Here is a 26,237-nt window from a genome sequence, read left to right as displayed (position 1 = left end):
GGTCACGGGGATGCGCGGCCACCCGTGGCTCACCCTGATCACCGTCGCCGTAGGGGTCATGATGGTGGCCCTGGACGGCACCATCGTGGCCATCGCCAACCCGGCCATCCGCGACCATCTGCACGCGACCTTCGCCGACGTGCAGTGGATCACCAACGCCTACTTCCTCGCCCTCGCGGTCACCCTGATCACCGCGGGCAAGCTCGGTGACCGCTTCGGCCACCGGCAGACCTTCCTCATCGGCGTGACCGGCTTCGCCGCCGCCTCGGGCGCGATCGGGCTGTCCCACAGCATCTCCGCCGTCATCACCTTCCGGGTCTTCCAGGGCCTGTTCGGCGCGCTGCTCATGCCGGCCGCGCTCGGCCTGCTGCGGGCCACCTTCCCGGCCGAGAAGCTCAACATGGCCATCGGCATCTGGGGCATGGTGATCGGCGCGTCCACCGCGGGCGGCCCGATCCTCGGCGGCGTGCTCGTCCAGCACGTCAACTGGCAGTCGGTGTTCTTCATCAACGTGCCGGTCGGCGCGATCGCCCTGGTCCTCGGCCTGCTGATCCTGCTCGACCACCGCGCGAAGAACGCGCCGCGCTCCTTCGACGTGCTCGGCATCGCCCTGCTGTCCGGCGCGATGTTCTGCCTCGTCTGGGCGCTCATCAAGGCGCCGTCCTGGGGCTGGGGCGCGGGGAGGACCTGGGGCTTCATCGTCGCCTCGGTCCTGCTCTTCGCGTTCTTCGCGTTCTGGGAGACCAGGGTCGCCGAACCGCTCATCCCGCTCGGCCTGTTCCGCTCCGTGCCGCTGTCGGCCGGTGTGGTCCTGATGGTCCTCATGGCCATCGCCTTCATGGGCGGCCTGTTCTTCGTGACCTTCTACCTCCAGAACGTGCACGGGATGACGCCGGTCAACGCGGGCCTGCACCTGCTGCCGCTCACCGGCATGATGATCGTCGCCTCGCCGCTCGCCGGCGCCGCGATCACCAAGCTCGGCCCGCGGGTCCCGCTGGCCGGCGGCATGGCCGCGACCGCGATCGCCATGTACGGGATGTCCACGCTCAAGGCCGGTACCGGCAGCGGCGTGATGTCCATCTGGTTCGCCCTCCTCGGCCTCGGCCTCGCGCCGGTCATGGTCGGCGCGACCGAGGTCATCGTGGGCAACGCGCCCATGGAGCTGTCCGGCGTGGCCGGCGGTCTCCAGCAGGCCGCCATGCAGATCGGCGGCAGCCTCGGTACGGCGGTGCTGGGCGCGGTGATGGCCTCCAAGGTCGACAGCGCGCTGCCGGGGAACTGGAAGGGCGCGGGGCTGCAGCCGCTGACGCCGGCGCAGCTGGACCAGGCGTCGGAGGCGGTGCAGGCCGGTGTGGCGCCGGTGCAGAAGGGGATACCGGCGCCGATAGCCGCCAAGATCACGGCCGTGGCGCACGACACGTTCATCTCCGGCATGAGCCTCGCGTGCCTGGTCGCCGCGGGGGTCGCCGTGGTCGCCGTCCTGGTGGCCTTCCTCACCAAGCGGGGCGGCAACGCGGAGGCGGGGGCGGGCGTGGGCCACATCTGACCTGCGGTCGCCCGGCCGGGTGACGTGATCGGCGTTCCCTGGCGTGGCGTGGTGGGCGCGGGACAGAGTTCTGCACCGGCAGCCCGACCGCAGACGCGCACCGCGCAGGAGGGGAGCGGTGTCGCGTCTGCGGTCCGCCGCGGTGGGGCCGGGCCGTGCGCCGGGTGCGGCTCCGTCGTGGCCGGTCGCGCAGTTCCCGGTGCCCCCGGGGAACTGCGGCTCCGCCGGCCGCCGGCGGAGCGCCCGTACTGCGGGCCGTCGTGCCGCCGGGGCGGCACGGGTGGGCGCGGACAGCACCCGGTCAGCGCCGGTACGCCACCCGGCGCCCGGCCCGCCGCAGCCGGCCCGCGCCCTCCGGCACCGTTACGCGTCGCCCCCCGCCGCACCCGGGTGCGCCGCCGTCACGTCCAGCACCTGGTACCGGTCGATCGCCTGCTTCAGTACCGAGCGGTCGATCCGGCCGGCGCGGACCAGTTCCGTCAGGACCGCCACGACGATCGACTGCGCGTCGATGTGGAAGAAGCGGCGGGCCGCCCCGCGGGTGTCGGCGAAGCCGAAACCGTCGGCACCGAGGGACTGGTAGGGGCCGGGCACCCAGCGCGCGATCTGGTCCGGGACCGAGCGCATCCAGTCGGAAACGGCCACGAACGGACCCTCCGACCCGCTCAACTTGCGCGTCACGTACGGCACGAGCTGCTCCTCCTCGGGATGCAGCAGGTTGTGCTCCTCGCACGCCACCGCCTCGCGCCGCAGCTCGTTCCAGGACGTCGCGGACCACACCGAGGCCCGTACGTTCCAGTCCTCCGCGAGGATCCGCTGCGCCTGGAGCGCCCACGGCACCGCGACGCCCGACGCCATGATCTGCGCCGGGACCGACCCGCCGGGGCCGTCGGAGAGCTTGTGGATGCCCTTGACGATGCCCTCGACGTCCACGCCGGCCGGCTCCGCGGGGTGCTGGATCGGCTCGTTGTAGACGGTGAGGTAGTAGAAGACGTCCTCGCCGTGCGGGTGTTCCTCCGAGCCGCCGTACATCCGGCGCAGGCCGTCCTGGACGATGTGCGCGATCTCGTAGGCGTACGCCGGGTCGTACGCGACGCACGCCGGGTTCGTGGAGGCCAGCAACTGCGAGTGCCCGTCGGCGTGCTGGAGCCCCTCGCCGGTGAGCGTCGTACGACCCGCGGTCGCACCGAGGACGAAGCCGCGCGCCAACTGGTCGGCCATCTGCCAGAACTGGTCACCCGTGCGCTGGAACCCGAACATCGAGTAGAAGACGTACACCGGGATCAGCGGCTCGCCGTGCGTCGCGTACGCGGAACCCGCCGCGATCAGCGACGCCGTGCACCCCGCCTCGGAGATGCCGTCGTGCAGCATCTGGCCGGTCGGCGACTCCTTGTAGGCGAGGAGCAGTTCCCGGTCCACGGACTCGTACTGCTGCCCGAGCGGGTTGTAGATCTTCGCGCTCGGGAAGAAGGAGTCCATGCCGAACGTGCGGTACTCGTCCGGCGCGATCAGCACGAAGCGCCGCCCGATCTCCTTGTCCCGCATGAGGTCCTTGAGCAGGCGCACGAAGGCCATCGTCGTCGCGATGGACTGCTGGCCCGTGCCCTTCTTCACGGTCGCGTACGCCTTGTCGTCCGGCAGCGCGAGCGGCTTGGAACGCACGACGCGCGTCGGGACGTACCCGCCGAGGCCCTTGCGGCGGTCGTGCATGTACTGGATCTCCTCCGAGTTCCGCCCCGGGTGGTAGTACGGCGGCAGGCCGGACTCCAGCTCCCGGTCGGAGATCGGCAGGTGCAGCCGGTCCCGGAAGCGCTTCAGGTCGTCGACCGTCAGCTTCTTCATCTGGTGCGTGGCGTTGCGGCCCTCGAAGTTCGGGCCGAGCGTCCAGCCCTTGATCGTCTTGGCCAGGATGACCGTCGGCTGGCCCTTGTGCTCGCTGGCCGCCTTGAACGCCGCGTAGATCTTGCGGTGGTCGTGACCGCCGCGCCCCAGGTGCAGGATCTGGTCGTCGGTCATGTTCTCGACCATCGCGCGCAGCCGGTGGTCGTCGCCGAAGAAGTGCTGGCGGATGTACGCGCCCGACTCCGTGGCGTACGTCTGGAACTGCCCGTCCGGGGTCATGTTCATCTTGTTGACCAGGACGCCGTCCCGGTCCTGCGCGAGCAGCGGGTCCCAGGAGCGGTCCCAGATCAGCTTGATCACGTTCCAGCCGGCGCCCCGGAAGACCGACTCCAGCTCCTGGATGATCTTGCCGTTGCCGCGCACCGGGCCGTCCAAGCGCTGGAGGTTGCAGTTGACCACGAAGGTCAGGTTGTCCAGGCCCTCCCGGGCCGCGAGCGTGAGCTGGCCGAGCGACTCCGGCTCGTCCATCTCGCCGTCGCCGAGGAACGCCCACACCTGCGACCTGGAGGTGTCCGCGATGCCGCGCGCCTCCATGTAGCGGTTCATCCGCGCCTGGTAGATCGCCCCCAGCGGGCCGAGGCCCATGGAGACCGTCGGGAACTCCCAGAAGTCCGGCATGGAGCGCGGGTGCGGGTAGCTGGACAGGCCGTTCGGGTACTTCGACTTCTCCTGGCGGAAACCGTCCAGCTGGTTCTCGGTGAGCCGGTCGAGCAGGAACGCGCGGGCGTAGATGCCGGGGGAGGCGTGGCCCTGGAAGAAGACCTGGTCACCGCCGTCGCCCTCGTCCTTGCCGCGGAAGAAGTGGTTGAAGCCCACGTCGTAGAGCGAGGCGGAGGAGGCGAAGGTGGCGATGTGGCCGCCCACACCGATGCCGGGGCGCTGGGCGCGCGACACCATCACGGCCGCGTTCCAGCGCGTCGCGTTCAGGATCCTGCGCTCGATCTCCTCGTTGCCCGGGAAGAACGGCTCGCTCTTGGTCGGGATCGTGTTGACGTAGTCCGTGCTGCGCATCTCGGGCACGGCCACGCGCTTCTCGCGGGCCCGCTCGATCAGCCGCAGCATGAGATAGCGCGCCCGCTCCCGGCCGCGCTCGTCCACGACGGCGTCGAGGGAGTCGAGCCACTCCTGGGTCTCTTCGGGATCGAAGTCAGGAACCTGACTCGGAAGGCCGCCAATGATGATCGGGGAACGATCGGATCCGGAAGCCACGCTGTTCCTTACCTGTCGGAGGGGCGGTTCTTGCTGCTCGTGCCTACTGCCCGTAGGTACTGCTCGTGCCTACTGCCAGTGCCCGCGCCGTTCCCCATCGTGTACCGCGGGAGGTCGTCCGTCATCTCCACCGTCGCCACCCCGCCGTACCGCCGGAGCACACCGCCGGTCAAAACGCAACGATACGCCCGGGGTGTGACGCGCTTGGCAAAGTTGTTCGATGGTTCCATCCGTGGATGATTCCGTTGAGGGCAAACCGGGCACATGCGGGTGATGTGGGCGGCACGGAATCGGGATACGGTGCCAGAAGTTGCCACGACACGGCCTGTATCGTCACCGTTTCGACGGTCGGGACGGCCGGGTACTTGCGCTATCCGCCCCGCCCGTGTGGACTACGGCCAATGCTTCGCGCACGCGCGTGGCTGAGATATTCCCCAAGACATGATCAGGAGGCACCCCGTGAGCGCGACCGCGGACCACGCGGAGGAGCGGACGAACCCTGCCGCCAGGCTGGGGTTCCAGCCCGGACAGGTGGTCCAGGAGATCGGCTACGACGACGACGTCGACCAGGAACTCCGCGAGGCCATCGAGGAAGCCGTCGAGGGCGACCTGATGGACGAGGAATACGACGACGTGGCCGACGCCGTCGTGCTGTGGTTCCGTGACGACGACGGCGACCTGACGGATGCGCTGGTGGATGCCACCACGTACATCGAAGAGGGCGGCGCGATCCTGCTCCTCACGCCGAAGACCGGCCGTTCGGGATACGTGGAACCGAGCGACATCTCGGAAGCCGCGACGACGGCCGGCCTGACCGCAGCGAAGAGCGTCAGCGTCGGCAAGGACTGGAGCGGCAGCCGGCTGGCCACGCCGAAGGCGGCCAAGTCGAAGCGGTGACCGCGTCCGGACGGGCCGGATCTCGCCCCGGCCCGTCCGGAACCCAGGTGATCGCTGCGTAGGGTGGACCCGAGCGTTTGCTGTGCTCTCACCCGAACAGCCCACCGAAGGGAAGCACGACATGGCGATCCAGGTCGGCGACAAGGCACCCGACTTCGAGCTCAAGGACAACCACGGCCGCACCGTGCGGCTCGCCGACTTCCGCGGCGAGAAGAACGTGGTCCTGCTCTTCTACCCCTTCGCCTTCACCGGCGTGTGCACCGGCGAGCTCTGCGAGCTGCGCGACAACCTGCCGAAGTTCGCCGACCGCGACACCCAGCTGCTCGCCGTCTCGAACGACTCCATCCACAGCCTGCGCGTCTTCGCCGAGCAGGAGGGCCTGGAGTACCCGCTGCTCAGCGACTTCTGGCCGCACGGCAACGTCAGCCGCGACTACGGCGTCTTCGACGAGGACAAGGGCTGCGCGGTGCGAGGCACCTTCATCATCGACAAGGACGGCGTCGTGCGCTGGACCGTGGTCAACGGCCTGCCGGACGCGCGCGACCTGAACGAGTACGTGAAGGCGCTCGACGCCCTGTAGTCGGCCGGTCGGCCGAACCTGGGAACCTTCGGGTCCAGGGTCTGCGGGGGGCGGGAACTCGTCACTAGGATCGGCTCGTTGATCCCATATCCGAAGCACGACGGGGCTCCCCGCCCCTCGACACCACATGGAGGACTCGTGGGAGTCAGCCTCAGCAAGGGCGGCAACGTCTCGCTGACCAAGGAGGCCCCGGGCCTGACCGCCGTCATCGTCGGACTGGGCTGGGACGTGCGCACCACGACCGGCACCGACTTCGACCTCGACGCGAGCGCGCTGCTGCTGAACAACTCCGGCAAGGTCGTCAGCGACCAGCACTTCGTCTTCTTCAACAACCTCAAGAGCCCCGACGGCTCCGTGGAGCACACCGGTGACAACCTCACCGGTGAGGGCGAGGGCGACGACGAGCAGATCAAGGTCAACCTCGCCGGCGTCCCCGCCGACGTCGACAAGATCGTGTTCCCCGTGTCGATCTACGACGCCGAGAACCGCCAGCAGTCCTTCGGCCAGGTGCGCAACGCGTTCATCCGCGTGGTCAACCAGGCCGGCGGCGCCGAGATCGCGCGCTACGACCTCAGCGAGGACGCCTCCACCGAGACCGCGATGGTCTTCGGCGAGCTGTACCGCAACGGCGCGGAGTGGAAGTTCCGCGCCATCGGCCAGGGCTATGCCTCCGGGCTGCGCGGCATCGCCCAGGACTTCGGCGTCAACGTCTGACGCCCGTCAGAACTGGGGAAACGTCCGGCGCCGCGCCGTTTACGGCCGGCGCCGGACGCGCAGGAAACAGGGAAGCACCGTCAGGGGAGGACCAGCAATCATGGGCGTGACGCTCGCCAAGGGAGGCAATGTCTCCCTCTCCAAGGCCGCACCGAACCTCACCAACGTCATGATCGGACTCGGCTGGGACGCGCGCTCCACCACCGGCGCCCCCTTCGACCTGGACGCCAGCGCGCTGCTGTGCGGCGCCAACAACCGGGTGCTGGGCGACGAGTGGTTCGTCTTCTACAACCAGCTCAAGAGCCCGGACGGTTCGGTCGAGCACACCGGTGACAACCTCACCGGTGAGGGCGAGGGCGACGACGAGTCGATCCTGGTGGACCTCGCCAAGGTGCCGCCCCAGTGCGAGAAGATCATCTTCCCCGTCTCCATCCATATGGCCGACGAGCGCGGCCAGACCTTCGGACAGGTCTCCAACGCGTTCATCCGCGTGGTCAACCAGTCCGACGGCCAGGAGCTCGCGCGCTACGACCTCAGCGAGGACGCCTCCACCGAAACCGCGATGATCTTCGGCGAGCTGTACCGCTACCAGGGTGAATGGAAATTCCGGGCGGTAGGTCAGGGGTACGCGTCGGGACTGCGCGGAATCGCTCTAGACTTTGGGGTCAACGTTTCGTAAAGCCGTGCTCGGCGCGGGGGAAACTCTCCTCGGAGGCGCCCCCACAACACGATGGGGTATCCAGTGCTACTGAAAACCTTCGGCTGGTCGTTCGCGGTCACCGCGCTCGGCCTGGTCGCCGCCGTCTTCTACGGGGGCTGGGAGGCCTTCGGGGTCGTGGCGATCCTCGCCGTCCTGGAGATCTCGCTGTCCTTCGACAACGCGGTGGTCAACGCCGGAATCCTGAAGAAGATGAACGCCTTCTGGCAGAAGATCTTCCTCACGGTCGGTGTGCTCATCGCCGTCTTCGGTATGCGACTGGTCTTCCCCGTCGTCATCGTGGCCATCACCGCCAAGCTCAACCCGGTCGACGCGGTGCACCTCGCCTTCGCGGACAAGGACCGCTACCAGCAGCTGGTCACCGACGCCCACCCGGCGATCGCGGCCTTCGGCGGCATGTTCCTGCTGATGATCTTCCTGGACTTCATCTTCGAGGAACGCGACATACAGTGGCTGCGCTGGATCGAGCGGCCGCTCGCCAAGCTCGGCAAGGTCGACATGCTGTCGGTCTGCATCGCCCTGATCGTCCTGCTGATCACCTCCTTCACCTTCGCCACCCATGCCCACCAGCACGGCGGCGCGCACGTCGACAAGGCGCAGACGGTCCTGATCTCCGGCATCGCCGGCCTGATCACCTACATGATCGTCGGCGGTCTCTCCGGGTTCTTCGAGGACCGGCTGGAGGAAGAGGAGGAGCGCGAGCACGAGGCGGACGAAGAGGCCGCCCGCACCGGCAGGAAGAAGTCGGCCGTCCTGCTGGCCGGCCAGGCCGCGTTCTTCATGTTCCTCTACCTGGAGGTCCTGGACGCGTCCTTCTCCTTCGACGGCGTGATCGGCGCCTTCGCCATCACGAACGACATCGTGATGATGGCCCTCGGCCTCGGCATCGGCGCGATGTACGTCCGTTCGCTCACCGTCTACCTGGTCCGGCAGGGCACCCTCGACGACTACGTCTACCTGGAGCACGGCGCCCACTACGCGATCGGCGCCCTGGCCGTGATCCTCATGGTCACCATCCAGTACGAGATCAACGAGGTGATCACCGGCCTCGTCGGCGTCGTCCTGATCGCCCTGTCCTTCTGGTCCTCCGTGCGCCGCAACCGCGCCCTCGCGGCGCAGGAACCGGGAGCCGGGGAGAAGGCCGAGGTCTCCTCCGGGGTGTGACACCCCGACCGATGAGGAACGCTCTGTTCGGGGCGGCGGGCACGGCCGGCCGCCCCGAACGCATGAGAACGAGTACCTGGGGGCGGGAACATGGGCTTCTTCGACGGACTGCTGGGCGCACGCGCGGTCGACTTCGACTCCGGCAACGCCACCAACGCCATCGAACTCACCAAGCGGCGCCAGTCGGTGTCGCTCACCAAACAGGGCGCGGCCACGGGCCATCTGCGCGTCAACCTCACCTGGCGGATGCGCACCTCCGACTTCGGTGACCAGCGGCCCAGCCTGCTGCGGCACCCGCTCAAGGCCCTGAAGCCGCCGGAGATCCTGGGCCACGGGCAGAGCATGGTCGACGTCGACCTCGACCTGGGGTGCCTGTACGAGCTGACCGACGGCACCAAGGGGGTCGTCCAGCCGCTGGGCGACTACCTGGGCGACATCAACGCGGCGCCGTACATCAAGATCAGCGGCGACGACCGGTTCGGCTCGGGCTCCGGCGAGACGATGTACATCAACCTCGACCACCGCGAGTCCATCAAGCGCGTGCTGGTCTTCGTGTACATCTACGACCAGACGCCCGCGTTCGACCGTACGCACGCCATCGTCACCCTGTACCCCAGCAGCGGCCCCCGCCTGGAGATCAGCCTGGACGAGCGGCACCCCGAGGCCCGCTCCTGCGCCGTCCTCCTCATCGAGAACGTCAAGGGCGAACTCACGGTCCGTCGCGAGGTGAAGTTCGTCTACGGCTTCCAGGCGGAGCTGGACCGGCTGTACGGGTGGGGCTTGCAGTGGGGCCGGGGCTACAAGACGAAGGTCTAGCCGCCGCCGGCGGTCCGGTTCCTACCGGCCGATGAACTGCGGCCCCTGCGGCGGCAGCCGGAAGTCCGGGTCCAGGACGACGGGGACGGCCGGTACGGGCTGGGGGTAGCCGTACGCCGGGGCCGCGGAGGTCTGGGCCGGGGCCGGCTGGGGATAGGCGTAGCCCGGCTGCTGGGGCACCGCCGACGTCGGCTGCTCGGGGGGCAGCGGCTGGGAGACCGTGACGCCCTCGTCCGCCGCCGACTCCTCCGGCTCCTCCGACTCGTCCACCGAGATGCCGAAGTCCGTGGCGAGGCCCTTGAGTCCGTTGGAGTAGCCCTCGCCGAGCGCCCGGAACTTCCAGCCCTCGCCGCGGCGGTACAACTCGCCGCAGATCATCGCCGTCTCCGCGCCGGTCTCCGGTTTGATGTCGAACACCGCCCACGGCTCGCCGTCGGCGACGGAGGCGTCGTACAGGGCGATGCTCAGGCCCGGCACCCGGTCGAACGTGACCCCGTCCGCGGACGCCACCAGCAGGATCCGCCCGATCTCCGGCTCGACCCCGACCAGCTCCGACTGGATCGTGTCGGTCAGCCCCTCGGGGACCCGCTTCTTGCCCAGCCGCCACACCTTCCCCGACGGGTGCCGGGGCTGGTTGTAGAACACGAAGTCCTCGTCCGAGCGCACACGGCCGTCGGGGCCCAGCAGCAGTGCCGAGGCGTCCACGTCCGGGACCGACGTCCCCGGCGTCCAGCGCAGCACGGCGCGCACCGTGGTGGCCTCCAGCGGGACGTTCGACCCCTTCAGCATCGCGTGCGTCATGGCGTCATCCTGCCCTCTCGGCCCTGGCCACGACAATGCGGGGGGTATCGGCGACCGACACGGCCGGGTTACCGGAAATTCACGCCGGGCGGGAACCCCGGACACGTCCCTCTACGTACTATTACCGGCCACCCTTTACCGAATCCACAGACCCGGGTTGCACTCTTGGGGGAGTCCAATGCGTCATTTCGGGCACATCGCCCCCGAGGCCCGGCAGCGCCTCTTCCACCGGGAGCCCTGCGCGTTCACCGCCGACTCGCCCGCCCGGCTGCTCTCCGCCGCGCTCGGTGCCACGCTGTACAGCCCGGCCACCCGGCCGCGGCTCGCCGACGACATCCTCAGGCAGGCGGGCAACGGCGTGGTCTCCATGGTGCTGTGCCTGGAGGACTCCATCGGCGACGAGGACGTCCTCGCCGGTGAGGAGAACCTGGTCCGGCAGTTCGCCGACCTCGCCTCCCGGCCCGGCGCGGAGCCCCCGCTGCTGTTCGTCCGGGTGCGCTTCCCCGAGCAGATCACCGACCTCGTCCGCCGCCTCGGCCCCTCCGGGCGGCTGCTGTCCGGCTTCGTGCTGCCCAAGTTCACCGGGGAGCGCGGCCTGCCCTTCCTGGAGGCCCTGACCGCCGCCGAGGCCGCCGCGGGCCGCCGGCTCTTCGCCATGCCGGTCCTGGAATCCCCGGAGCTGCTGTACCGCGAGTCGCGCGTGGAGACCCTGGAGGGCATCTTCCGCGCCGTCGACAAGTACCGCGACCGCGTCCTCGCCCTCCGCCTCGGCGTCACCGACTTCTGCTCCTCCTACGGGCTGCGCCGCGCCCCCGACATGACCGCGTACGACGTCCAGGTCGTCGCGTCCGTCATCGCCGACGTCGTGAACATGCTGGGCCGCGCCGACGGCACCGGATTCACGGTCACCGGGCCCGTGTGGGAGTACTTCCGCCTGTCCGAGCGCATGTTCAAGCCCCAGCTGAGGCAGAGCCCCTTCCTCCAGGTGCAGGCCGTCGAGCTGCGCGAGAAGCTGCTGGAGCACGCCATGGACGGGCTGCTGCGGGAGATCTCCCTCGACCAGGCCAACGGCCTGCTCGGCAAGACCTGTATCCACCCCTCCCACGTCCTGCCCGTGCACGCGCTGTCCGTGGTCAGCCACGAGGAGTACAGCGACGCCCAGGACATCCTGCGGCCGGAACGCGGCGGCGGGGGCGTCCTCAGGTCCGCCTACACGAACAAGATGAACGAGGTGAAACCCCACCGCGCCTGGGCCGAGCGGACCCTGCTGCGCGCGGAGGTGTTCGGCGTCGCCCACGAGGACGTCGGCTTCGTGGAACTGCTCGCCGCCGGAATACCCGGCTGATCTTCTCCTGTCCCAGGAACATCCAAGGAACGCATGAACAACGCAGTGAACGACGGGGTCTGGTCCGGCAGCTGGGTCGCCGAGCGGCTCGGGGTGGCGTTCGAGGGCGACGACGGCCTGTCCGCCATGCTGGGCCTCGCCCTGCGCCGCAACCCCAAGCGGGCCCACCTGCTGGTCTCCAACGTCCTCGGCAAGCACGTCCCGCAGGCACCCTCGGTGGTCTACGGCCACGGGGTGCGGCTCGGCCGCCGCGTGCACGCGCTCCTCGGCGGGGCGGAGGCGGCCCGTGCCGTCGTCCTCGGGTACGCGGAGACGGCGACGGGGCTCGGGCACGCGGTGGCCGACGGGCTCGGGGCGCCGTACCTGCACTCCACGCGGCGGCCGGTCGCCGGGATCGCCCCCGCGGGCGGCTTCGAGGAGTCGCACTCCCACGCCACGTCGCATCTGCTGCTGCCCTCGGACCCCGGGCTGCTGGGCGGGGACGGTCCGCTGGTGCTGGTGGACGACGAGTTCTCCACCGGGAACACCGTGCTGAACACGATCCGTGATCTGCACGCGCGGTATCCGCGGCGGCGGTACGTGGTGGTCGCGCTGGTCGACATGCGCTCGGCGGAGGACGCCGAGCGGCTGGAGCGGTTCGCGGGGGAGATCGGGGCGCGGGTGGATCTGGTCGCCGCGGCGTCCGGGGTCGTGCGGCTGCCCGAGGGCGTGCTGGAGAAGGGGCAGGGACTGGTCGCGCGGTACGAGTCCGGCCGCGGGCCGGACACGGCGGCCGCCGCGGTCCTCCGCGCCCCGAGGCGGGTGGACCTCGGCTGGCCGGCCGGCCTTCCCGACGGGGGGCGGCACGGTTTCACGCCCGCGCACCGGGCCCGGCTCGAAGCCGCCCTTCCCGCGATGGCCGGGCGAATGGCCGACGCGCTGCCCGCCGACGCCCGTCGCGTCCTCGTCCTCGGCTTCGAGGAGCTGATGTACGTCCCCCTCCGGCTCGCCTGCGAGCTGGAGCGGACCCTCGACGGTGAGGTGCGGTTCTCGACCACCACGCGGTCGCCCGTGCTCGCGGTGGACGACCCGGGATATGCGATCCGCAGCCGCATCGTCTTCCCCGCCCACGACGACCCGGCCGACGGGCCGGGGGAGCGGTACGCCTACAACGTGGCGGGCGGCGGCTTCGACGCCGTCGTCGCCGTGGTCGACTCGGCCGGCGACACCCCCCTGCTGCACGCGCCGGACGGCCTGCTGGCACAGCTCGCGGCGCAGGTGCCGCACGTCCTGCTCGCGGTCGTCCCCTCCCGCGTTCCCGAGCCCCCGCACGCTCCCGAAAGGCCGGCCATGCTGCCCGAGCCCCTCCGCGGCCCCGCATTCTCCTCGTACGCGCCCGAGGAGGTCGGCTGGCTGCTCCAGGACCTCTCCGACGCCGTCCTGGAGGCGCCGACCGAGGAGCGGGAGGAGGCCATCCAGAGCGGCGGCGCGCACTACGCCGAGTCGCTGCCCGTGGAGTACCAGCCGAGCGCGCAGTACCAGGAACTCTTCCACACGGCCCTCGACACCTCGGCCGCCCGGATCGCCCGCGCCGTCGGCGTGGTGACCGAGACCGTCCTCACCGAGCGGTCACCCCGACCGGTGCTGGTCTCGCTGGCCCGCGCCGGGACCCCCGTCGGCGTGCTGATGCGCCGCTGGGCACGGCTGCGGCACGGGCTCGAACTGCCCCACTACGCCGTGTCGATCGTGCGCGGCCGGGGCATCGACGCCAACGCGCTGCGCTGGCTGCGCGCCCACCACGACCCCCGGGACGTCGTGTTCGTGGACGGCTGGACCGGCAAGGGCGCCATCACCCGTGAACTCGCCCAGGCCATCGAGGAGTTCGAGAGGAAGGAGGGCGTCACCGGCTTCGACCCGGAGATAGCCGTCCTCGCCGACCCGGGCTCCTGCGTGCGCACCTACGGCACCCGCGAGGACTTCCTCATCCCCTCCGCCTGCCTCAACTCGACCGTCTCCGGGCTGATCTCGCGTACGGTCCTGCGCGCCGACCTGGTCGGCCCGGACGACTTCCACGGGGCGAAGTTCTACCGCGAACTCGCCGGCGCCGACGTCTCCGCGGCCTTCCTCGACACCGTCGCCGGGCGCTTCCCGGAGGTCGCCGACAGCGTGGCGGACGCGGTCAAGGAACTGCTGGCGGAGGACCGCAGCCCCACCTGGGCGGGCTGGCGGGCCGTCGAGCGGATCAGCGAGGAGTACGGCATCCACGACGTGAACCTCGTCAAGCCCGGCGTCGGCGAGACCACCCGGGTGCTGCTGCGCCGGGTGCCCTGGAAGATCCTCGCCCGCAAGGGCGCGGGCGCGGACCTGGACCACGTCCGGCTGCTCGCCGAACAGCGCGGAGTGCCGGTCGAGGAGGTGGACGGCCTGCCGTACACCTGTGTCGGACTGATCCACCCCCGGTACACGCGCGGGGCGACCGGCGCCGACGGCAGGGCGGTGAACGTCTGATGCCGGTGCTGGTGGCGAGCGACCTCGACCGTACGCTGATCTACTCCTCGGCGGCCCTCGCGCTGACCATGCCGGACGCGCGGGCGCCCCGGCTGCTGTGCGTGGAGGTGCACGAGAGCAGGCCGCTGTCCTACATGACGGAGACGGCGGCCCGGTTGCTGACCGACCTCGGGGACGTGGCGGCCTTCGTGCCCACCACGACCCGCACCCGCAAGCAGTTCCAGCGCATCAACCTGCCGGGCCCGCCGCCCGCGTTCGCGATCTGCGCCAACGGCGGCCACCTGCTGGTCGACGGCGTCACCGACCGCGACTGGCACGCCCGGGTGCTGGGCCGCCTCGCCGACGAGTGCGCACCGCTGGCGGAGGTCCGGGAACACCTGACGCGGACCGCGGACCCGGTGTGGCTGCGCAAGCAGCGGGTCGCCGAGGACCTCTTCGCCTACCTCGTGGTCGACCGCGAACTGCTCCCCGAGGACTGGGTCAAGGAACTGGCGGCCTGGGCCGAGAACCGCGGCTGGACCGTCTCCCTCCAGGGCCGCAAGGTCTACGCGGTCCCCCAGCCCCTCACCAAGAGCGCCGCGGTCCGCGAGGTCGCCCGGCGCACCGGCGCGGACCTGGTCCTGGCCGCCGGCGACTCCCTCCTGGACGCCGACCTCCTCCAGGCCGCCGACCGGGGCTGGCGTCCGGGCCACGGTGAGCTGGCGGACACGGGGTGGCTGGCGCCGCAGATCAGCGCGCTGCCGGAACGGGGAGTCCTGGCGGGGGAGCGCATCCTGCGGGAGTTCCTGGCAGAGGCGAGGCGGTAGCGCTCCCGGTTACCCGCAGCAGCCTCCGCCGCAGCAGCCGCCGCCCGCCGCCCGGGGTGCCGGCGCGGACGTCCCGGCCGTACCACCCACGGCCACGGTGGAGAGCAGCTTCACCGTGTCCTCGTGCCCGGCGGGGCATACCGCCGGCGCCGCCGACTGGGACATCGGCCGGCTCAATTCGAATGTGTCGCCGCAGCTCCGGCAGCGGTACTCATAGCGAGGCATGAGGTCAGGGTAACCGTGGGGGCGAACGGGGCGTCTCAATGTTTGATGAGTGTTGGGATACACCCGACACGCGTGCGGAGGAATCGAAAACTTCGCTGATAACTTGTGAAGGCCGTTGCGAGGACGCTCAGCTCACCGCACGAGCAGGAGCGAGTGCGGAGGGGAGACGCATAGTGACCGATGCGTCGCAGGGGGAGGGCCGTTCCGGCCAGGGCGAGCAGCCGCTCGACTCCGATCAGACCCTGCATCTGAGAGTGGACGCTCTCAGGGCTGACGAGACCATGCAGCTGCGCGTGCCCGCGCCCCCCGAGCCGCCGCCCACCGGCGGCCGGGCCGAGCGCAGGCGCAGCACGCGCCCCTCGGCACGGGAGCGCGCCGGGAGCGCGACCGCCCGAATAACGGGCCCGCTGGCCCCCGTCGCACGGCTCCTCGCGCCGTACACGCGCCGGCTCGCGCCCTACACACGCCGCCTCAGGCCCGCCTACCCCCGCCCCGGCCGCACCGGCTGGCGGCGCTGGATGCCGTCCTGGCGGCAGTGGGCCGGCGCCACCCTGGCCTCCTTCGGCCTGCTCAGCGCCTTCCTGGTGACCGCGTACGCGCTCACCGACATACCCAGCGACCTGAACTCGTACGCGACCCAGCAGGACAACGTCTACTTCTGGTCCGACGGCACCCCGATGGCCCGCACCGGCTGGGTGCAGCGGCAGGCGATGCCCCTCAAGGACATCCCCCCGGACGTCCGCTGGGCGGTGCTCGCGGCGGAGAACGAGACCTTCTACTCGGACCCCGGCATCTCCGTGAAGGGCATCAGCCGGGCCCTGTTCCGCACCGTGGGCGAGGGGGACACCCAGGGCGGCTCCACCATCACCCAGCAGTACGTGAAGAACGTCTACCTCAACCAGAACCAGACGGTCAGCCGCAAGTTCACCGAGGCGATGATCTCCCTCAAGCTCGACAACAAGATGAGCAAGGACAAGATCCTCGAGGGCTACCTCAACACCAGCTGGTTCGGCCGGGGCACCTACGGCATCCAGCGCGCCTCCCAGGCCTACTACGGCAAGGACGTCAGCAAGCTCGACGTGTCCGAGGCGGCCATGCTCGCCGGACTGCTCAAGGGCGCCGGCCTGTACGACCCCACCCTGAGCAAGGCCAACCACCAGCGGGCCGAGGAACGCTGGTCCTGGATCCTCGACCGCATGGTCAAGATCGGCAAGCTGTCGCCGCAGCAGCGCGCCCGGTACAAGACGTTTCCCGAGCCGCTGAAGTCCAACCCGCTGTACAACACCGGCGAGCAGAGCGACTACCTGGTGGAGCTGGCCTCGCAGTACGCCAAGAAGTCCGCGCACCTCACCGACCAGCAGTTCGACCTGGGCGGCTACCAGATCTACACGACCTTCGACCGCACCCGGGAGAAGGCGCTCACCGACGCCGTCACCAAGGCCCGCAAGCAGGCAAGGCGGGACAACCCCGACGCCGCGAAGAACGGCCACTACGGAGCCGCCTCGGTGGCCACCGACGGCCGGATCCTCGCGGTCTACGGCGGACCCGACCACCGTACCCAGGGCTACAACGAGTCCAACGCGACCACCGTCCCGGCGGGCACCGCCTTCCTGCCCTTCGTCTACGCCGCCGGGCTCGAACACGGCGTCCACAAGACGCGCGGCGGGCCCGCCACCCCCGTCACCCCCGAGTCGGTCTACGACGGCGACGACGACATCCCCGTCACCACCCCCGAGGGCCCCTACTGGGACCGCAGTGGCAAGAAGGTCTCCGCGCACAACGACGGCGACAAGTCCTACGGCAGGATCACCCTGCGCGAGGCCCTCGCCAAGTCGGTGAACACCCCGTTCATGCAACTCGGCATGGACACCGGCCTCAGCCAGGTACGGCAGACCGCCCAGGCCGCCGGACTGCTGTCCTCCAGCATCGGCCGCCAGGTGCCCGCCCTGTCGCTCGGCAGCTCCACGCCCAGTGCCATCCGGATGGCCAGCGGATACGCCACCTTCGCCGCCGACGGCACCCACACGGAGCCGTACTCGGTGCGCCGCATCACCCGCAACGGCGCCCCCGTCGCCCTGGCCACCCCGCGATCCACCCGCGCGGTCCGCGCCCAGGTCGCCGAAGACGTCGACGAGGCGCTCACCGACTCCTTCCGCGCCGCCCACCCGGGCGTGACGACACCGGGCGTCGCGGGGAAGGCCGGGACCGCCGGGGCCGCGGACGAGGAGACCGCCGCCTGGTACGCCGGCACGACCGACTCCGTCTCGACGGCGGTCGTCGTCTACCGCATCGACCTGGCGAAGTCCCTGGAACCACTGCCCCTGAAGGGCCTCGCGGGGGACTCGCCGAACACCGTGCCCTACGCCCTCTGGTCGGCCGCCATGGGACTGGACTGACCCCCCAGCCCCGACCACCTCGTCCCCACGGAGATTGAGCCGCGTATGTCTCGCAAGAAGCAACCGACGGGCCGCCGCCGCGCCCCCGGCCGCCGCCGCGTCCCCGCCGCCACCCGCCCGCAGATCTTCACGCTCGCCGCCCTCCTCGTCGTGGCCTCCCTGGTGGCCGGCTACCTCGCGCTGAGCCGCCCCGACGACCCCACGCCCACCGCCGCCTCGGGCAAGAACGGCCGCACGGGGGCCGGGCCCAAGCCCTCCCCGACCCCCGAGTGGGACGGCAGGACACACGTCATCGGCGACGGTTCCACCTCCTACACCGGCCCGCAGCAGGGCACGCTGAAGCCCGTACCGCTCAAGCCCGGTGAGAAGCCGCCCCAGTTCGTCGTCTTCTCCTGGGACGGCGCGCTGGAGGGCGACGACCACCTCTTCTCGCACTACCGGGAGATGGCCAAGGAGTACAACGCCCACATGACCTTCTTCCTCACCGGCATCTACCTGCTGCCCAAGAGCAAGAAGAGCCTCTACCACGGCCCGATGCACGAGCCCGGCGACGCCGCCATCGACTACCCCACCGACGCGCACATCCGCACCACCCTGGAACAGCTGCGCCTCGCCTACGAGCAGGGCAACGACATCGGCACCCACTTCAACGGCCACTTCTGCGGCGCCAAGGGCGGCGGCGACTGGAGCGTCGAGGAGTGGAAGAGCGAGATCGACCAGTTCTACTCCTTCGTGGAGAACTGGAAGACCAACACCGGCTACACCGACATCCCGCCGCTTCCCTTCGACTTCAAGAAGGAGGTCGTCGGCGGCCGCGCCCCCTGCCTGGAGGGCCAGCCCAACCTGCTGAAGGCCATCAAGGGCTACGGCTGGCGCTACGACGCCAGCTCCCCGGGCGACTTCCAGATATGGCCCGCCAAGAAGAACGGCGTCTGGGACTTCCCGCTGGAGATGCTCCCCTACGAGAACGGCAAGTTCCAGGGCCTGTCGATGGACTTCAACTTCCTCTACAACCAGTCGGGCGGCGAGACCGACGGCGATGCCGCCAAGTACCCGCAGTGGGAACAGCAGACGGTCGACTCCTACATGGCCGGCTTCGACCGCGTCTACTACGGCAGCCGCGCACCGCTGTTCATCGGCAACCACTTCGAGCACTGGAACGGCAGCATCTACATGAAGGCCATCGACCAGGTCATCCCGAGGATCTGCACCAAGAAGGGCGTCAAATGCGTGTCCTTCAAGGAACTGGCCGACTGGATGGACGTCCAGAAGCCCTCGACGCTGGCCGCGCTGCGCAGCCTCGACCCCGCCCAGTCCCCGGACTGGTCCACGGTCGTCAAGTGACGTGAACGCAGGCCGGGTTCCACTTGTGCAACCCCCTACACAACTGCCGCCTACGCCATGCGAAGATGCCCCATCCCGGTAGGTGTACCGGCGTAGAGGGGAACATCATTGAAGTCGAGAAAACTCAGCCGTAAGGGGCGTCGCACCACCATCATCGGCGCCTCGGCCGCCGCCGTGGTCGCCGGCGTGGCACTCATACCCAACTGGAGCGCGGGCGCGGCGGTCACCGACGACCCGACCGTGGACGCGGCCACCAAGGCGACCTTCCAGAAGCTCGCCGACGCGGTCTTCACCGACCGCACCGAGGCCCTGGTGGACGGCTCCACCAGCGCCCGTACGCAGCACACCAAGGGCTTCTCCGGGTCCGTCCGCCTCTCCGGCGGCCAGACCCGCGAGCAGTCCTCCGCCATCGGCCAGCTGCGCGCCCGCAAGGACCGCCTCGCCGAGCTGGGCGAGAAGTACAGCGCCGGCAGCACCAAGGTGACGCTCGACGCCACCGAGGTGCACGGCCGCAACGCCAAGGTCGCCGTCACCGAGACCACGACGCTGACCTACAAGGCGGGCACCACCTCGGCCAAGGGCCCGACGACCACGGGATTCCAGGCCCACCACGAGCTGACCTTCAAGGCCGGCCGAAACGGGGACTGGCAGCTCACCGGCATCAAGGACACCGACGACGGCTACCTCGCCGTCAACCAGGTGGCCACGCCCTCCGCGCCCAAGGACGACAAGGCCGCCGCCGCCTCCGACGGCCCGCCGACCGCACCGCGCGCGGCCACCAGCTACCCGGCACCGGCCAACCCCAAGAAGCTCACCGGCGGCACGTACGACTACAAGGCGATGGTCGCGTACGCGCAGAAGTACTGGAACCACTACAACACCGCGTACCCGGACTACAACGGCGAGGGCGCCGGCGGCGACTGCACCAACTTCGTCAGCCAGGTGCTGAAGGCGGGCGGCTGGAAGCACGTCCCCGGCTACACCGACGACTACACCAAGTGGTTCGGCACCGCCGACATCCAGTCCGACTCCTTCGTCGGCGTCAACGAGTTCTCCTGGTTCGCGCTGTCCTCCCAGCGCGTCACCCCGCTCGCCAACGTGTACCAGGCGGACCTCGGTGACGTGATCCAGATGGACTTCAACCGCGACGGGTCCAAGGACCACTCCATGGTCGTCACCTACCGGAGCGGCTCCGGTGTGCCGTACGTGACCTACCACTCCACCAACACCTACAACAGGTCGGTGGCCAGCCTGGTCGCGTCCTACCCGAGCGCGTACTACTACGCCTACAGGACCTGACCGCGCCGGTCCTGCCGCCCCGGCCCTCCCCCCTCGCGCAGCTCACGCGTGTCGCGCGACTCGCGGGGCGAGGGCTCGGGGTGGCGGGCCCGCCAGTACGGGTTGTCGTGCGGCAGGGCGTGACCGACCCGGCCGTACATCCCGAAGGTCATCAGCAACAGCCCCACCACGAAGCTGAAGAGCACGTTCTGGATCCGGAACGCCAGGAAGTTGTTCGGGGTGTCCAGCAGCGCCAGGAACAGGAACCCGTTCAGCAGGAACAGGACCCCCAGCACCATGTTCAGCGTGGACGCGAGGTTCCCGCCGATCACCATGCCGACCAGCAGCAACGCCCCGATGCAGATCGACAGCACGCTCAGCGTGCCGTTCGTGTTCAGCCCGGCGACGGTCGCACCGCCGATGTCGAAGAACCCGATGTGGTTGATCAGGCCCAGGATGCCGAAGACGACGAGGAACGCGCCGATCAGCCCCGCGCCGATCCGGTACACCAGGTTCAGCCGGTGATCCGTCGGCAGGTGCTGATCGAACCGGATCCGCTGCTTCTCGCGCGGGTGCGCATGTGTGGCCATCTCCGCCTCCCTGGGGCGCTAGCGGCGGCCGTCCATCCCAGCCATCCCGGAACGTGGCTCTCCTCAATATCCGCCCGAACCGGGGCATCCGGCAACATGACGACCCGCTCGACGCCCTCAGTGCGCGACGCCCCCGCGCTCCTCCCGGATCCGCGCCACCACCTGCGCCACCGTCTGCCGCACCGCCTCCGTCTCGGTGAGGAAGTGCCAGTAGTCCGGATGCCGGCCGCCCTCCAGTCCCGCGACCGCCCGGTCCAGCCGCGCCACCGCGTCGTCCAGCGGCCGGGCATGACGCGGGTCCGGCGTCGTACGCCCCGCCATCGCCAGCCGCTGCGCGTCCCGGATCGCGAACCGCGTTCGCTCGACCTCCGCCCCCGGGTCCTTCTGCACGGCGTTCAGCCGGGCCAGCCGGTCGCCGGCCGCCGAGACCGCGTCATCGGTCGCGTTCAGCAGCGCCCGCACCGTCGACAGCAGCGAGGTGGCCTCCGGCCAGCGCTGCGCGTCCCGCGCGGACCGCGCCTCGCCCAGCTTCAGCTCGGCCTGCCGTACGTTCTCCACCGCCTGCGCCGGCACCTGCTGGAGGTCCTGCCAGCACGCCGCGGCGAACCGCCGCCGCAACTCGCTGAGCACCGGCTCCACCTGACCGGCCCGCGTGGTCAGCGCCTGGGCGCGGGTGCGCAGCGAGACCAGCCGGTGGTCGATCTCGGCCGCCTGCTCCGGCAGCCGCTCGGCCTCCGCCCGGATCGCCCCGGCCTCCCGCTGCACCCGCTCGGCCCGCTCCAGCGTCTGCTGCACCCCGTGCCGGCCGGCGCCCTGGTTGAGCTTGGTCAGCTCGGGCGCGAGCGCGGCGAGTCGGCCCGCGAGGTCGTCGGCGCGCAGGCCCTGCCCCCGGGCGCCGTCCAGCGCGTCGCTCGCGGCCAGCAGCGCCTGCCGGGCCCGCTCCACGGCGGGCGCGACCCGGGCGAGCAGGGTCTCGGCCGAGCCCAGCAGCGGACCGAGCGAGCTGCCGAACCGGTCCAGCTCCTGCTTGACCCGCACCAGCTCGTCCCGTGCCGCCGTCAGCTCACCCCGCGCCCGTGCCGCGGCCCCGGCCTCCAGGTCGGCCCGGTCCAGGTCATGGGCGTCGACCGCCTGGATGTACCGCCGGCTGACCTCGTCGATCCGCCGGCCGAGCCCCTCGAAGTCGGCGGCGGCCCGGCGAGCGGCCGGCGAGTCGTCCACGGCCGTGATGGTCTCGACCGAGATCCGCAGATCCCGCTGCGCGGTGTCCAGCTCGTAGAACGCCGCCGCCGCCGCGTCCTTGGCCGCCTGCGCCTCGGCCCGCTGACTCTCCGCCCGCCCTCCGAACCAGCGCCGCGTACCACCGCCCGCGAAGGACGCGGGGAGCGCGAGCGCGAGGAGGACCGGCAGGGCCACCAGGGTCAGGCCGCCACGGAGGGCGCCCGCGGCCCCGCGCCGGGTCCCCGCGGTGGACGACGGTGGGTACGGCTCTGCCACTGGCGTGCCCGGTCTCGCCGTCACATCCCTCTCCCGTGCTGTGGTCCGCCCTGGGTGGTGTCATTCTCCCACCCGGTACAGACGAACACACGGGCCTGTCAGTTCACCGCACGCACCGTGACCTCCTCCCGGCGGAGCCGTCGGCCACGCCGCGCCCGTCCCGTCCGGCTCGTCTCCGGAACCGGCTGGTCAGCCCTCACCGCCCGTGGTTCGGGATTGCCGTGCACCGCCCCGGGCAAGGTAGGCTGTCGACTCGACCTGGGCGCGCGCCCGGGACGCGGGTGCGTAGCTCAGGGGTAGAGCGCCTGCCTTACAAGCAGGATGTCGGCGGTTCGAAACCGTCCGCGCCCACACGACAAGAGGAGCCCCCGGCCGTCGCGGTCGGGGGCTCCTGTGTTCTTCGTGCTAGGCCGTCGCCTCGTGCGCGGGGGTGTTCTCGTGCGGTGAGCCCTGCGTGGTGAAGGACGTGACCAGGAGGGCCAGGGCCGCGATGTACGTGGCCATGCACAGGGTGGAGCGGCCGGGGAAGTCGAGGCCGGCGGAGCCGAGGCCGATCAGGGAGTCGGAGGCCACGAAGACCAGACCGCCCCAGAGGGCCTTGGCGCCGAGGACGCGGGCGGTCAGGGCCATGGTGAGGAGGGCGAGGGCGTAGACGGCGACGGCGGAGCCGAGGGCGGGGCCCAGGGCGGGGGCGAGGGCGGCGACGGCGGCGGCCCAGACCGCGAGGTAGGAGGCACAGACCAGGCGGCGGGAGCGCAGGTGGGCCAGGGCACCGGCGCGGAGGAAGGCCGTGATCCAGCAGAGCTGGGCGCCCAGGAAGAGGGCGAGGCCGATGCCGAAGGCGGGGGTGCCCGGGATGAGCAGGGCCACGTCCCCGGCGGCGGCGAGGCCGAGGCCGGCCAGGACGTACGCGTGCCGGGTGCCGGTCAGCCGCCACAGGTGGGCGGCGAGGAGCGGGGCCAGGAAGGGTTTGGCGACCCACTCCACGGCGTGCTTCCCGGCCGCCACGCCGACGAGTTCGACGGCGCACAGCACCGCGAAGACCACGATCAGCGGCGGCGCCCCGGCCGCCCGCGCCGGGCGGTGGGGAGCCGGCCCCGGGCCGCCTCGCTCCGGTATGTGTCCCTCAGCCATGGCGATCAGAGTGGAGGCGCCGGGGGCGGTGGTCAACTGGTTGGACCGGATCGCTCCTCAGGAGGCCCGCGGTCCCTCCTCGTGGGCGTGCTTCAGCGCGCTGCGGGCCTGCATGCGCTTCTCGGCCGCGATCTCGGCCCAGAAGCGGTGGGTGCTGATGAACACCGCCAGTTCGTGTTCGCGGCGGCGGAGCTTCTCCACCTCGGCCTGTTCGTCGGCCGTCCAGCCGGGGGAGGCGGGCCGCTCCGTCTTGCGCCAGCCGTTGTCGTCGCTGAAGCCGTCCAACGGCTCGACCGACCAGGGCAGCCGCCTGAGCAGGGCCGACAGCTCGGCCCTGACCTGATGCAGCTCCTCCTGGCCGGCGAGGAGGTCACTGGGGAATTCATAGGTCGTAGCCACGCGCCAATGCTACGCCTGTTCGATTTACGGTCGCGAGGTCGATCGGGATGTTCATCCGAACGGGGGTTCACCCGCGGGGGCCCGACACCGGGGCGGGGCTCGTGAGGACGACCAGTTGCCGGGTGGCCCTGGTCATCGCCACATAGCGGTCCACCGCGCCCGCCACGCCCTCCCCGAACCGCTCCGGGTCCACCAGGACGACCAGGTCGAACTCCAGGCCCTTCGACAGACCGGGGGAGAGGGAGCGGACGCGGGGGCTCGCGGGGCGGAAGGACGGGGCACCGATGACGCAGGCGGTCTCCTCGGGGTGGGCGGCCAGCCATCCGTCGAGGAGCGCGTCCAGCTCCGCCGTCGAGCCGTGGCGCACCGGCAGGCCGTTGCTGCGGATCGACGTCGGCACGTTGGCGTCCGGGAGCGCGGCGCGTACGACCGGCTCGGCCTCCGCCATGATCTCCCGCGGCGTACGGTAGTTGACGGTCAGACCGGCCGACTCGACGCGGTCGAAGCCGATGCGGGCGAGCCGTTCCCGCCAGGACTCCGTGAACCCGTGCCGGGCCTGCGCGCGGTCCCCGACGATGGTGAAGCTGCGCGACGGACACCGCGACAGCAGCATCTGCCATTCCGCGTCGGTGAGTTCCTGCGCCTCGTCCACCACGATGTGCGCGAACGGCCCCGCGAGCGCGTCGGGTTCGACGCCGGGCAGCACCATCTCGTCCACCAGGGCGTCGCGCAGATCCTGTCCGCGCAGCATCGTCACCGCGCCCTCCCCGTCCTCGTCGGCCTCCAGCACGTTGTCGATGACCCGGTCCATGCGCGCCCGTTCGGCCGCGACCGCCGCCTTGCGCCGGCGCTCGCGCACCGCGGCGCCGGGGTCGCCGACCCGCTGCCGTGCCGCGTCCAGGAACGGCAGGTCGGACACCGTCCACGCCTGCGCGTCCGCGCGCCCCAGCCGTCGTACCTCCTCGGGGGTGAGCCAGGGGGCGCACAGCCGCAGGTACGCGGGCACCGACCAGAGGTCGCCGACGAGATCGGCCGCCTCCAGCAGCGGCCAGGAGCGGTCGAAGGCGGTGCGCAGTTCCCGGTTGCCCGTCAGGGACCTGCGCAGGAGCTGCTCGGGGGCGCCGCCGTCGTGCCGGTCGACCAGGATCGTGAGCAGTTCCTCCCAGACCTGCTCGCGCGCCTCGTTGTGGGGGGTGCCGGGCTCGGCCGCGTCGAACGCCGACTCCCAGTCGGCGACGGTCAGTTCGAGGTCGCCCCAGTGGGTCGTGACCGTCAACGGCTCGGTGGGCGGCTCCTCGTAGAAGCGGACCGCCTTCTCGATCGACCCCACCAGCCGCGCGGACGACTTCAGCCGGGCCACCTCCGGGTCGGTCTCGGGGCGCGCGTCGGCGCCCTCGGCGACGAGGTCCCGCAGGACGCAGGTCTGTACGCCCTCCTCGCCGAGGCTCGGCAGCACGTCGGAGACGTACGCCAGATACGGCCGGTGCGGGCCGACGAACAGCACCCCGCCGCGCCGGTGGCCGAGGCGCGGGTCGGAGTAGAGGAGGTACGCGGAGCGGTGCAGGGCGACGACCGTCTTGCCGGTGCCCGGACCGCCGTCCACGACGAGCGCGCCGCGCGAGCCCGCCCGGATGATGGCGTCCTGGTCGGCCTGGATGGTGCCGAGCACGTCGCGCATCCGCGGCGACCGGTTGCCGCCCAGGCTCGCGATGAACGCCGACTGGTCGTCCAGCGCGGCGTGTCCGTCCAGCGCGTCCGAGGCGAACACCTCGTCCCAGTAGTCGCTGACACGGCCCTGCGTCCAGCGGTATCTGCGGCGGCTCGCCAGGCCCATCGGGTTGCCGTGGGTGGCGCCGAAGAAGGGCTCCGCGGCCGGGGAGCGCCAGTCCAGCAGCAGGCGGCGGCCCGTGTGGTCGGTGAGGCCGAGGCGGCCGACGTAGACCGGCTCGTCGGGGTCCCCGGCGGTCACCATGCGGCCGAGGCACAGGTCGAGACCGAAGCGGCGCAGGGCGCCCAGGCGCGCGGTCAGGCGGTGCACCTCGACGTCCCGGTCCAGTGCCTGCCGGCCCAGGCCGCCGGGGGCCCTGCGCTCGTCGTCGAGCTGGTCGGAGACCTCGTCGATGGTCCGCTCCAGGCACCGCGCGATCGCCGTGAAGTGGTGCTCGTCGGCGGCGATCAGCGCGGGGGCGGCCTTCTGGGAGAGACGGGAGGGGAGGTCGAAGGCGCTGGTGGCGGTGGGCATGGGGGACTCCGGTTCGGGGGGAGGGAGAAGGGGAGATGGGGGAGAAGGGGAGATGGGGGAGAAGGGGACGGGGGGAAGGGGACGGGGAGAAGGGGACGGGGGAGAAGGGGACGGGGGAGAAGGGGGAGAAGAGGGGCGGTGGTGGCC

21 protein-coding genes and 1 tRNA gene are annotated in these 26,237 nt (G+C 70.9%); 14 read left to right on the top strand and 8 right to left on the bottom strand.

Annotation, left to right across the window (positions count from 1 at the left end; all coding sequences use genetic code 11):
* Nucleotides 1–10: 10 nt before the first annotated feature.
* Entirely contained in the window at nucleotides 11–1,546 is a 1,536-nt protein-coding gene (locus QSK45_RS07260; RefSeq protein ID WP_395484867.1) for an MFS transporter, read from the top strand.
* Between the two features lie 363 nt (nucleotides 1,547–1,909).
* Here QSK45_RS07260 and aceE read toward each other — a convergent pair whose 3' ends face one another.
* Entirely contained in the window at nucleotides 1,910–4,657 is a 2,748-nt protein-coding gene (gene aceE, locus QSK45_RS07255; protein WP_285554374.1) for a pyruvate dehydrogenase (acetyl-transferring), homodimeric type, read from the bottom strand.
* 459 nt (nucleotides 4,658–5,116) lie between these two features.
* Here aceE and QSK45_RS07250 point away from each other — a divergent pair, with 459 nt between their 5' ends.
* From QSK45_RS07250 to QSK45_RS07225, 6 genes are all read left to right on the top strand, one after another.
* Nucleotides 5,117–5,554 (top strand): DUF3052 domain-containing protein, encoded by a 438-nt coding sequence (locus QSK45_RS07250; RefSeq protein WP_285554373.1) that lies wholly within the window; start codon nucleotides 5,117–5,119, stop codon nucleotides 5,552–5,554.
* A gap of 121 nt (nucleotides 5,555–5,675) precedes the next feature.
* Nucleotides 5,676–6,134 carry a peroxiredoxin gene (locus tag QSK45_RS07245; RefSeq protein WP_285554372.1) on the top strand — a complete coding sequence of 153 codons (459 nt, stop codon included), beginning with the start codon at nucleotides 5,676–5,678 and terminating at the stop codon, nucleotides 6,132–6,134.
* A gap of 138 nt (nucleotides 6,135–6,272) precedes the next feature.
* Nucleotides 6,273–6,848 (top strand): TerD family protein, encoded by a 576-nt coding sequence (locus QSK45_RS07240; RefSeq protein ID WP_285554371.1) that lies wholly within the window; start codon nucleotides 6,273–6,275, stop codon nucleotides 6,846–6,848.
* Nucleotides 6,849–6,948: 100 nt separating this feature from the next.
* Nucleotides 6,949–7,527, top strand: a complete 579-nt coding sequence (locus QSK45_RS07235; protein WP_285554370.1) for a TerD family protein — start codon at nucleotides 6,949–6,951, stop codon at nucleotides 7,525–7,527.
* Between the two features lie 63 nt (nucleotides 7,528–7,590).
* Nucleotides 7,591–8,730, top strand: coding sequence for a DUF475 domain-containing protein (locus QSK45_RS07230; RefSeq protein WP_285554369.1), 1,140 nt, complete (start codon nucleotides 7,591–7,593; stop codon nucleotides 8,728–8,730).
* A 90-nt stretch (nucleotides 8,731–8,820) separates the two neighbouring features.
* Complete coding sequence (locus tag QSK45_RS07225) at nucleotides 8,821–9,546, top strand: TerD family protein (RefSeq protein WP_285554368.1); 726 nt, start codon at nucleotides 8,821–8,823, stop codon at nucleotides 9,544–9,546.
* 21 nt (nucleotides 9,547–9,567) lie between these two features.
* On the opposite strand, the gene QSK45_RS07220 is transcribed toward QSK45_RS07225, so the two are convergent.
* Nucleotides 9,568–10,347 carry a TerD family protein gene (locus QSK45_RS07220; RefSeq protein ID WP_285554367.1) on the bottom strand — a complete coding sequence of 260 codons (780 nt, stop codon included), beginning with the start codon at nucleotides 10,345–10,347 and terminating at the stop codon, nucleotides 9,568–9,570.
* A 178-nt stretch (nucleotides 10,348–10,525) separates the two neighbouring features.
* Between QSK45_RS07220 and QSK45_RS07215 the strand changes: the two genes are divergently transcribed.
* Genes QSK45_RS07215 through QSK45_RS07205 form a run of 3 tightly spaced genes read left to right on the top strand, consistent with a single transcriptional unit; the run spans nucleotide 10,526 to nucleotide 14,985 of the window.
* The gene (locus QSK45_RS07215; RefSeq protein ID WP_285554366.1) at nucleotides 10,526–11,692 is read left to right on the top strand and encodes an HpcH/HpaI aldolase/citrate lyase family protein; all 1,167 of its coding nucleotides are present in this window, start codon (nucleotides 10,526–10,528) and stop codon (nucleotides 11,690–11,692) included.
* Nucleotides 11,693–11,725: 33 nt separating this feature from the next.
* Nucleotides 11,726–14,179, top strand: coding sequence for a phosphoribosyltransferase (locus tag QSK45_RS07210; RefSeq protein WP_285554364.1), 2,454 nt, complete (start codon nucleotides 11,726–11,728; stop codon nucleotides 14,177–14,179).
* Entirely contained in the window at nucleotides 14,179–14,985 is an 807-nt protein-coding gene (locus tag QSK45_RS07205) for an HAD family hydrolase (protein ID WP_285554362.1), read from the top strand. The genes QSK45_RS07210 and QSK45_RS07205 overlap by 1 nt, the downstream gene beginning before the upstream one ends.
* Before the next feature lie 9 nt (nucleotides 14,986–14,994).
* On the opposite strand, the gene QSK45_RS07200 is transcribed toward QSK45_RS07205, so the two are convergent.
* Nucleotides 14,995–15,210 (bottom strand): FmdB family zinc ribbon protein, encoded by a 216-nt coding sequence (locus QSK45_RS07200; RefSeq protein ID WP_285554361.1) that lies wholly within the window; start codon nucleotides 15,208–15,210, stop codon nucleotides 14,995–14,997.
* 38 nt (nucleotides 15,211–15,248) lie between these two features.
* Here QSK45_RS07200 and QSK45_RS07195 point away from each other — a divergent pair, with 38 nt between their 5' ends.
* The 3 genes from QSK45_RS07195 (at nucleotide 15,249) to QSK45_RS07185 (ending at nucleotide 20,249) form a co-directional block, all read left to right on the top strand.
* A complete protein-coding gene (locus QSK45_RS07195; RefSeq protein ID WP_395482816.1) occupies nucleotides 15,249–17,606 on the top strand; it encodes a transglycosylase domain-containing protein in 2,358 nt (785 codons plus the stop codon).
* A 45-nt stretch (nucleotides 17,607–17,651) separates the two neighbouring features.
* Nucleotides 17,652–18,950, top strand: a complete 1,299-nt coding sequence (locus tag QSK45_RS07190; RefSeq protein WP_285554359.1) for a polysaccharide deacetylase family protein — start codon at nucleotides 17,652–17,654, stop codon at nucleotides 18,948–18,950.
* Nucleotides 18,951–19,124: 174 nt separating this feature from the next.
* Nucleotides 19,125–20,249 carry an amidase domain-containing protein gene (locus QSK45_RS07185; protein WP_285554660.1) on the top strand — a complete coding sequence of 375 codons (1,125 nt, stop codon included), beginning with the start codon at nucleotides 19,125–19,127 and terminating at the stop codon, nucleotides 20,247–20,249.
* Here QSK45_RS07185 and QSK45_RS07180 read toward each other — a convergent pair.
* Both QSK45_RS07180 and QSK45_RS07175 read right to left on the bottom strand, forming a co-directional pair.
* Complete coding sequence (locus QSK45_RS07180; protein WP_285554358.1) at nucleotides 20,237–20,818, bottom strand: DUF4383 domain-containing protein; 582 nt, start codon at nucleotides 20,816–20,818, stop codon at nucleotides 20,237–20,239. The genes QSK45_RS07185 and QSK45_RS07180 overlap by 13 nt on opposite strands.
* Before the next feature lie 117 nt (nucleotides 20,819–20,935).
* The gene (locus QSK45_RS07175) at nucleotides 20,936–22,339 is read right to left on the bottom strand and encodes a hypothetical protein (protein ID WP_490993510.1); all 1,404 of its coding nucleotides are present in this window, start codon (nucleotides 22,337–22,339) and stop codon (nucleotides 20,936–20,938) included.
* A 255-nt stretch (nucleotides 22,340–22,594) separates the two neighbouring features.
* Here QSK45_RS07175 and QSK45_RS07170 point away from each other — a divergent pair.
* Nucleotides 22,595–22,666: transfer RNA gene (locus QSK45_RS07170), tRNA-Val, on the top strand.
* A gap of 54 nt (nucleotides 22,667–22,720) precedes the next feature.
* Here the strand turns inward: QSK45_RS07170 and QSK45_RS07165 are convergent.
* The 3 genes from QSK45_RS07165 to helR all read right to left on the bottom strand — a co-directional run bounded on the left by QSK45_RS07165 (nucleotide 22,721) and on the right by helR (nucleotide 26,090).
* Nucleotides 22,721–23,449: a lysoplasmalogenase family protein gene (locus tag QSK45_RS07165; RefSeq protein ID WP_285554357.1), complete on the bottom strand. Its 729-nt coding sequence runs from the start codon at nucleotides 23,447–23,449 to the stop codon at nucleotides 22,721–22,723.
* A 57-nt stretch (nucleotides 23,450–23,506) separates the two neighbouring features.
* Nucleotides 23,507–23,848, bottom strand: a complete 342-nt coding sequence (locus QSK45_RS07160; RefSeq protein ID WP_285554355.1) for a DUF8825 domain-containing protein — start codon at nucleotides 23,846–23,848, stop codon at nucleotides 23,507–23,509.
* A gap of 67 nt (nucleotides 23,849–23,915) precedes the next feature.
* Nucleotides 23,916–26,090: an RNA polymerase recycling motor ATPase HelR gene (helR, locus tag QSK45_RS07155; protein WP_285554353.1), complete on the bottom strand. Its 2,175-nt coding sequence runs from the start codon at nucleotides 26,088–26,090 to the stop codon at nucleotides 23,916–23,918.
* Nucleotides 26,091–26,237 lie beyond the last annotated feature (147 nt).

Origin of the sequence: Streptomyces hygroscopicus subsp. hygroscopicus, assembly GCF_030269125.1 — a bacterium.
Taxonomy (GTDB): Bacteria; Actinomycetota; Actinomycetes; order Streptomycetales; family Streptomycetaceae; genus Streptomyces; species Streptomyces hygroscopicus_C.
The sequence above is the reverse complement of the archived record's forward strand: the minus strand, read 5'-3'. Positions and strand labels throughout refer to the sequence as shown.

Excerpts from the sequence above, each read along its gene's own strand:
- QSK45_RS07200 (WP_285554361.1), bottom strand. The coding sequence starts at position 15,210 with ATGCCTCGCTATGAGTACCGCTGCCGGAGCTGCGGCGACACATTCGAA.
- helR (WP_285554353.1), bottom strand. The coding sequence starts at position 26,090 with ATGCCCACCGCCACCAGCGCCTTCGACCTCCCCTCCCGTCTCTCCCAG.
- QSK45_RS07245 (WP_285554372.1), top strand. The coding sequence starts at position 5,676 with ATGGCGATCCAGGTCGGCGACAAGGCACCCGACTTCGAGCTCAAGGAC.
- QSK45_RS07210 (WP_285554364.1), top strand. The coding sequence starts at position 11,726 with ATGAACAACGCAGTGAACGACGGGGTCTGGTCCGGCAGCTGGGTCGCC.
- QSK45_RS07260 (WP_395484867.1), top strand. The coding sequence starts at position 11 with ATGCGCGGCCACCCGTGGCTCACCCTGATCACCGTCGCCGTAGGGGTC.
- QSK45_RS07205 (WP_285554362.1), top strand. The coding sequence starts at position 14,179 with ATGCCGGTGCTGGTGGCGAGCGACCTCGACCGTACGCTGATCTACTCC.
- QSK45_RS07215 (WP_285554366.1), top strand. The coding sequence starts at position 10,526 with ATGCGTCATTTCGGGCACATCGCCCCCGAGGCCCGGCAGCGCCTCTTC.
- QSK45_RS07165 (WP_285554357.1), bottom strand. The coding sequence starts at position 23,449 with ATGGCTGAGGGACACATACCGGAGCGAGGCGGCCCGGGGCCGGCTCCC.
- QSK45_RS07235 (WP_285554370.1), top strand. The coding sequence starts at position 6,949 with ATGGGCGTGACGCTCGCCAAGGGAGGCAATGTCTCCCTCTCCAAGGCC.
- QSK45_RS07195 (WP_395482816.1), top strand. The coding sequence starts at position 15,249 with ATGTTTGATGAGTGTTGGGATACACCCGACACGCGTGCGGAGGAATCG.
- QSK45_RS07225 (WP_285554368.1), top strand. The coding sequence starts at position 8,821 with ATGGGCTTCTTCGACGGACTGCTGGGCGCACGCGCGGTCGACTTCGAC.
- QSK45_RS07190 (WP_285554359.1), top strand. The coding sequence starts at position 17,652 with ATGTCTCGCAAGAAGCAACCGACGGGCCGCCGCCGCGCCCCCGGCCGC.
- QSK45_RS07220 (WP_285554367.1), bottom strand. The coding sequence starts at position 10,347 with ATGACGCACGCGATGCTGAAGGGGTCGAACGTCCCGCTGGAGGCCACC.
- QSK45_RS07180 (WP_285554358.1), bottom strand. The coding sequence starts at position 20,818 with ATGGCCACACATGCGCACCCGCGCGAGAAGCAGCGGATCCGGTTCGAT.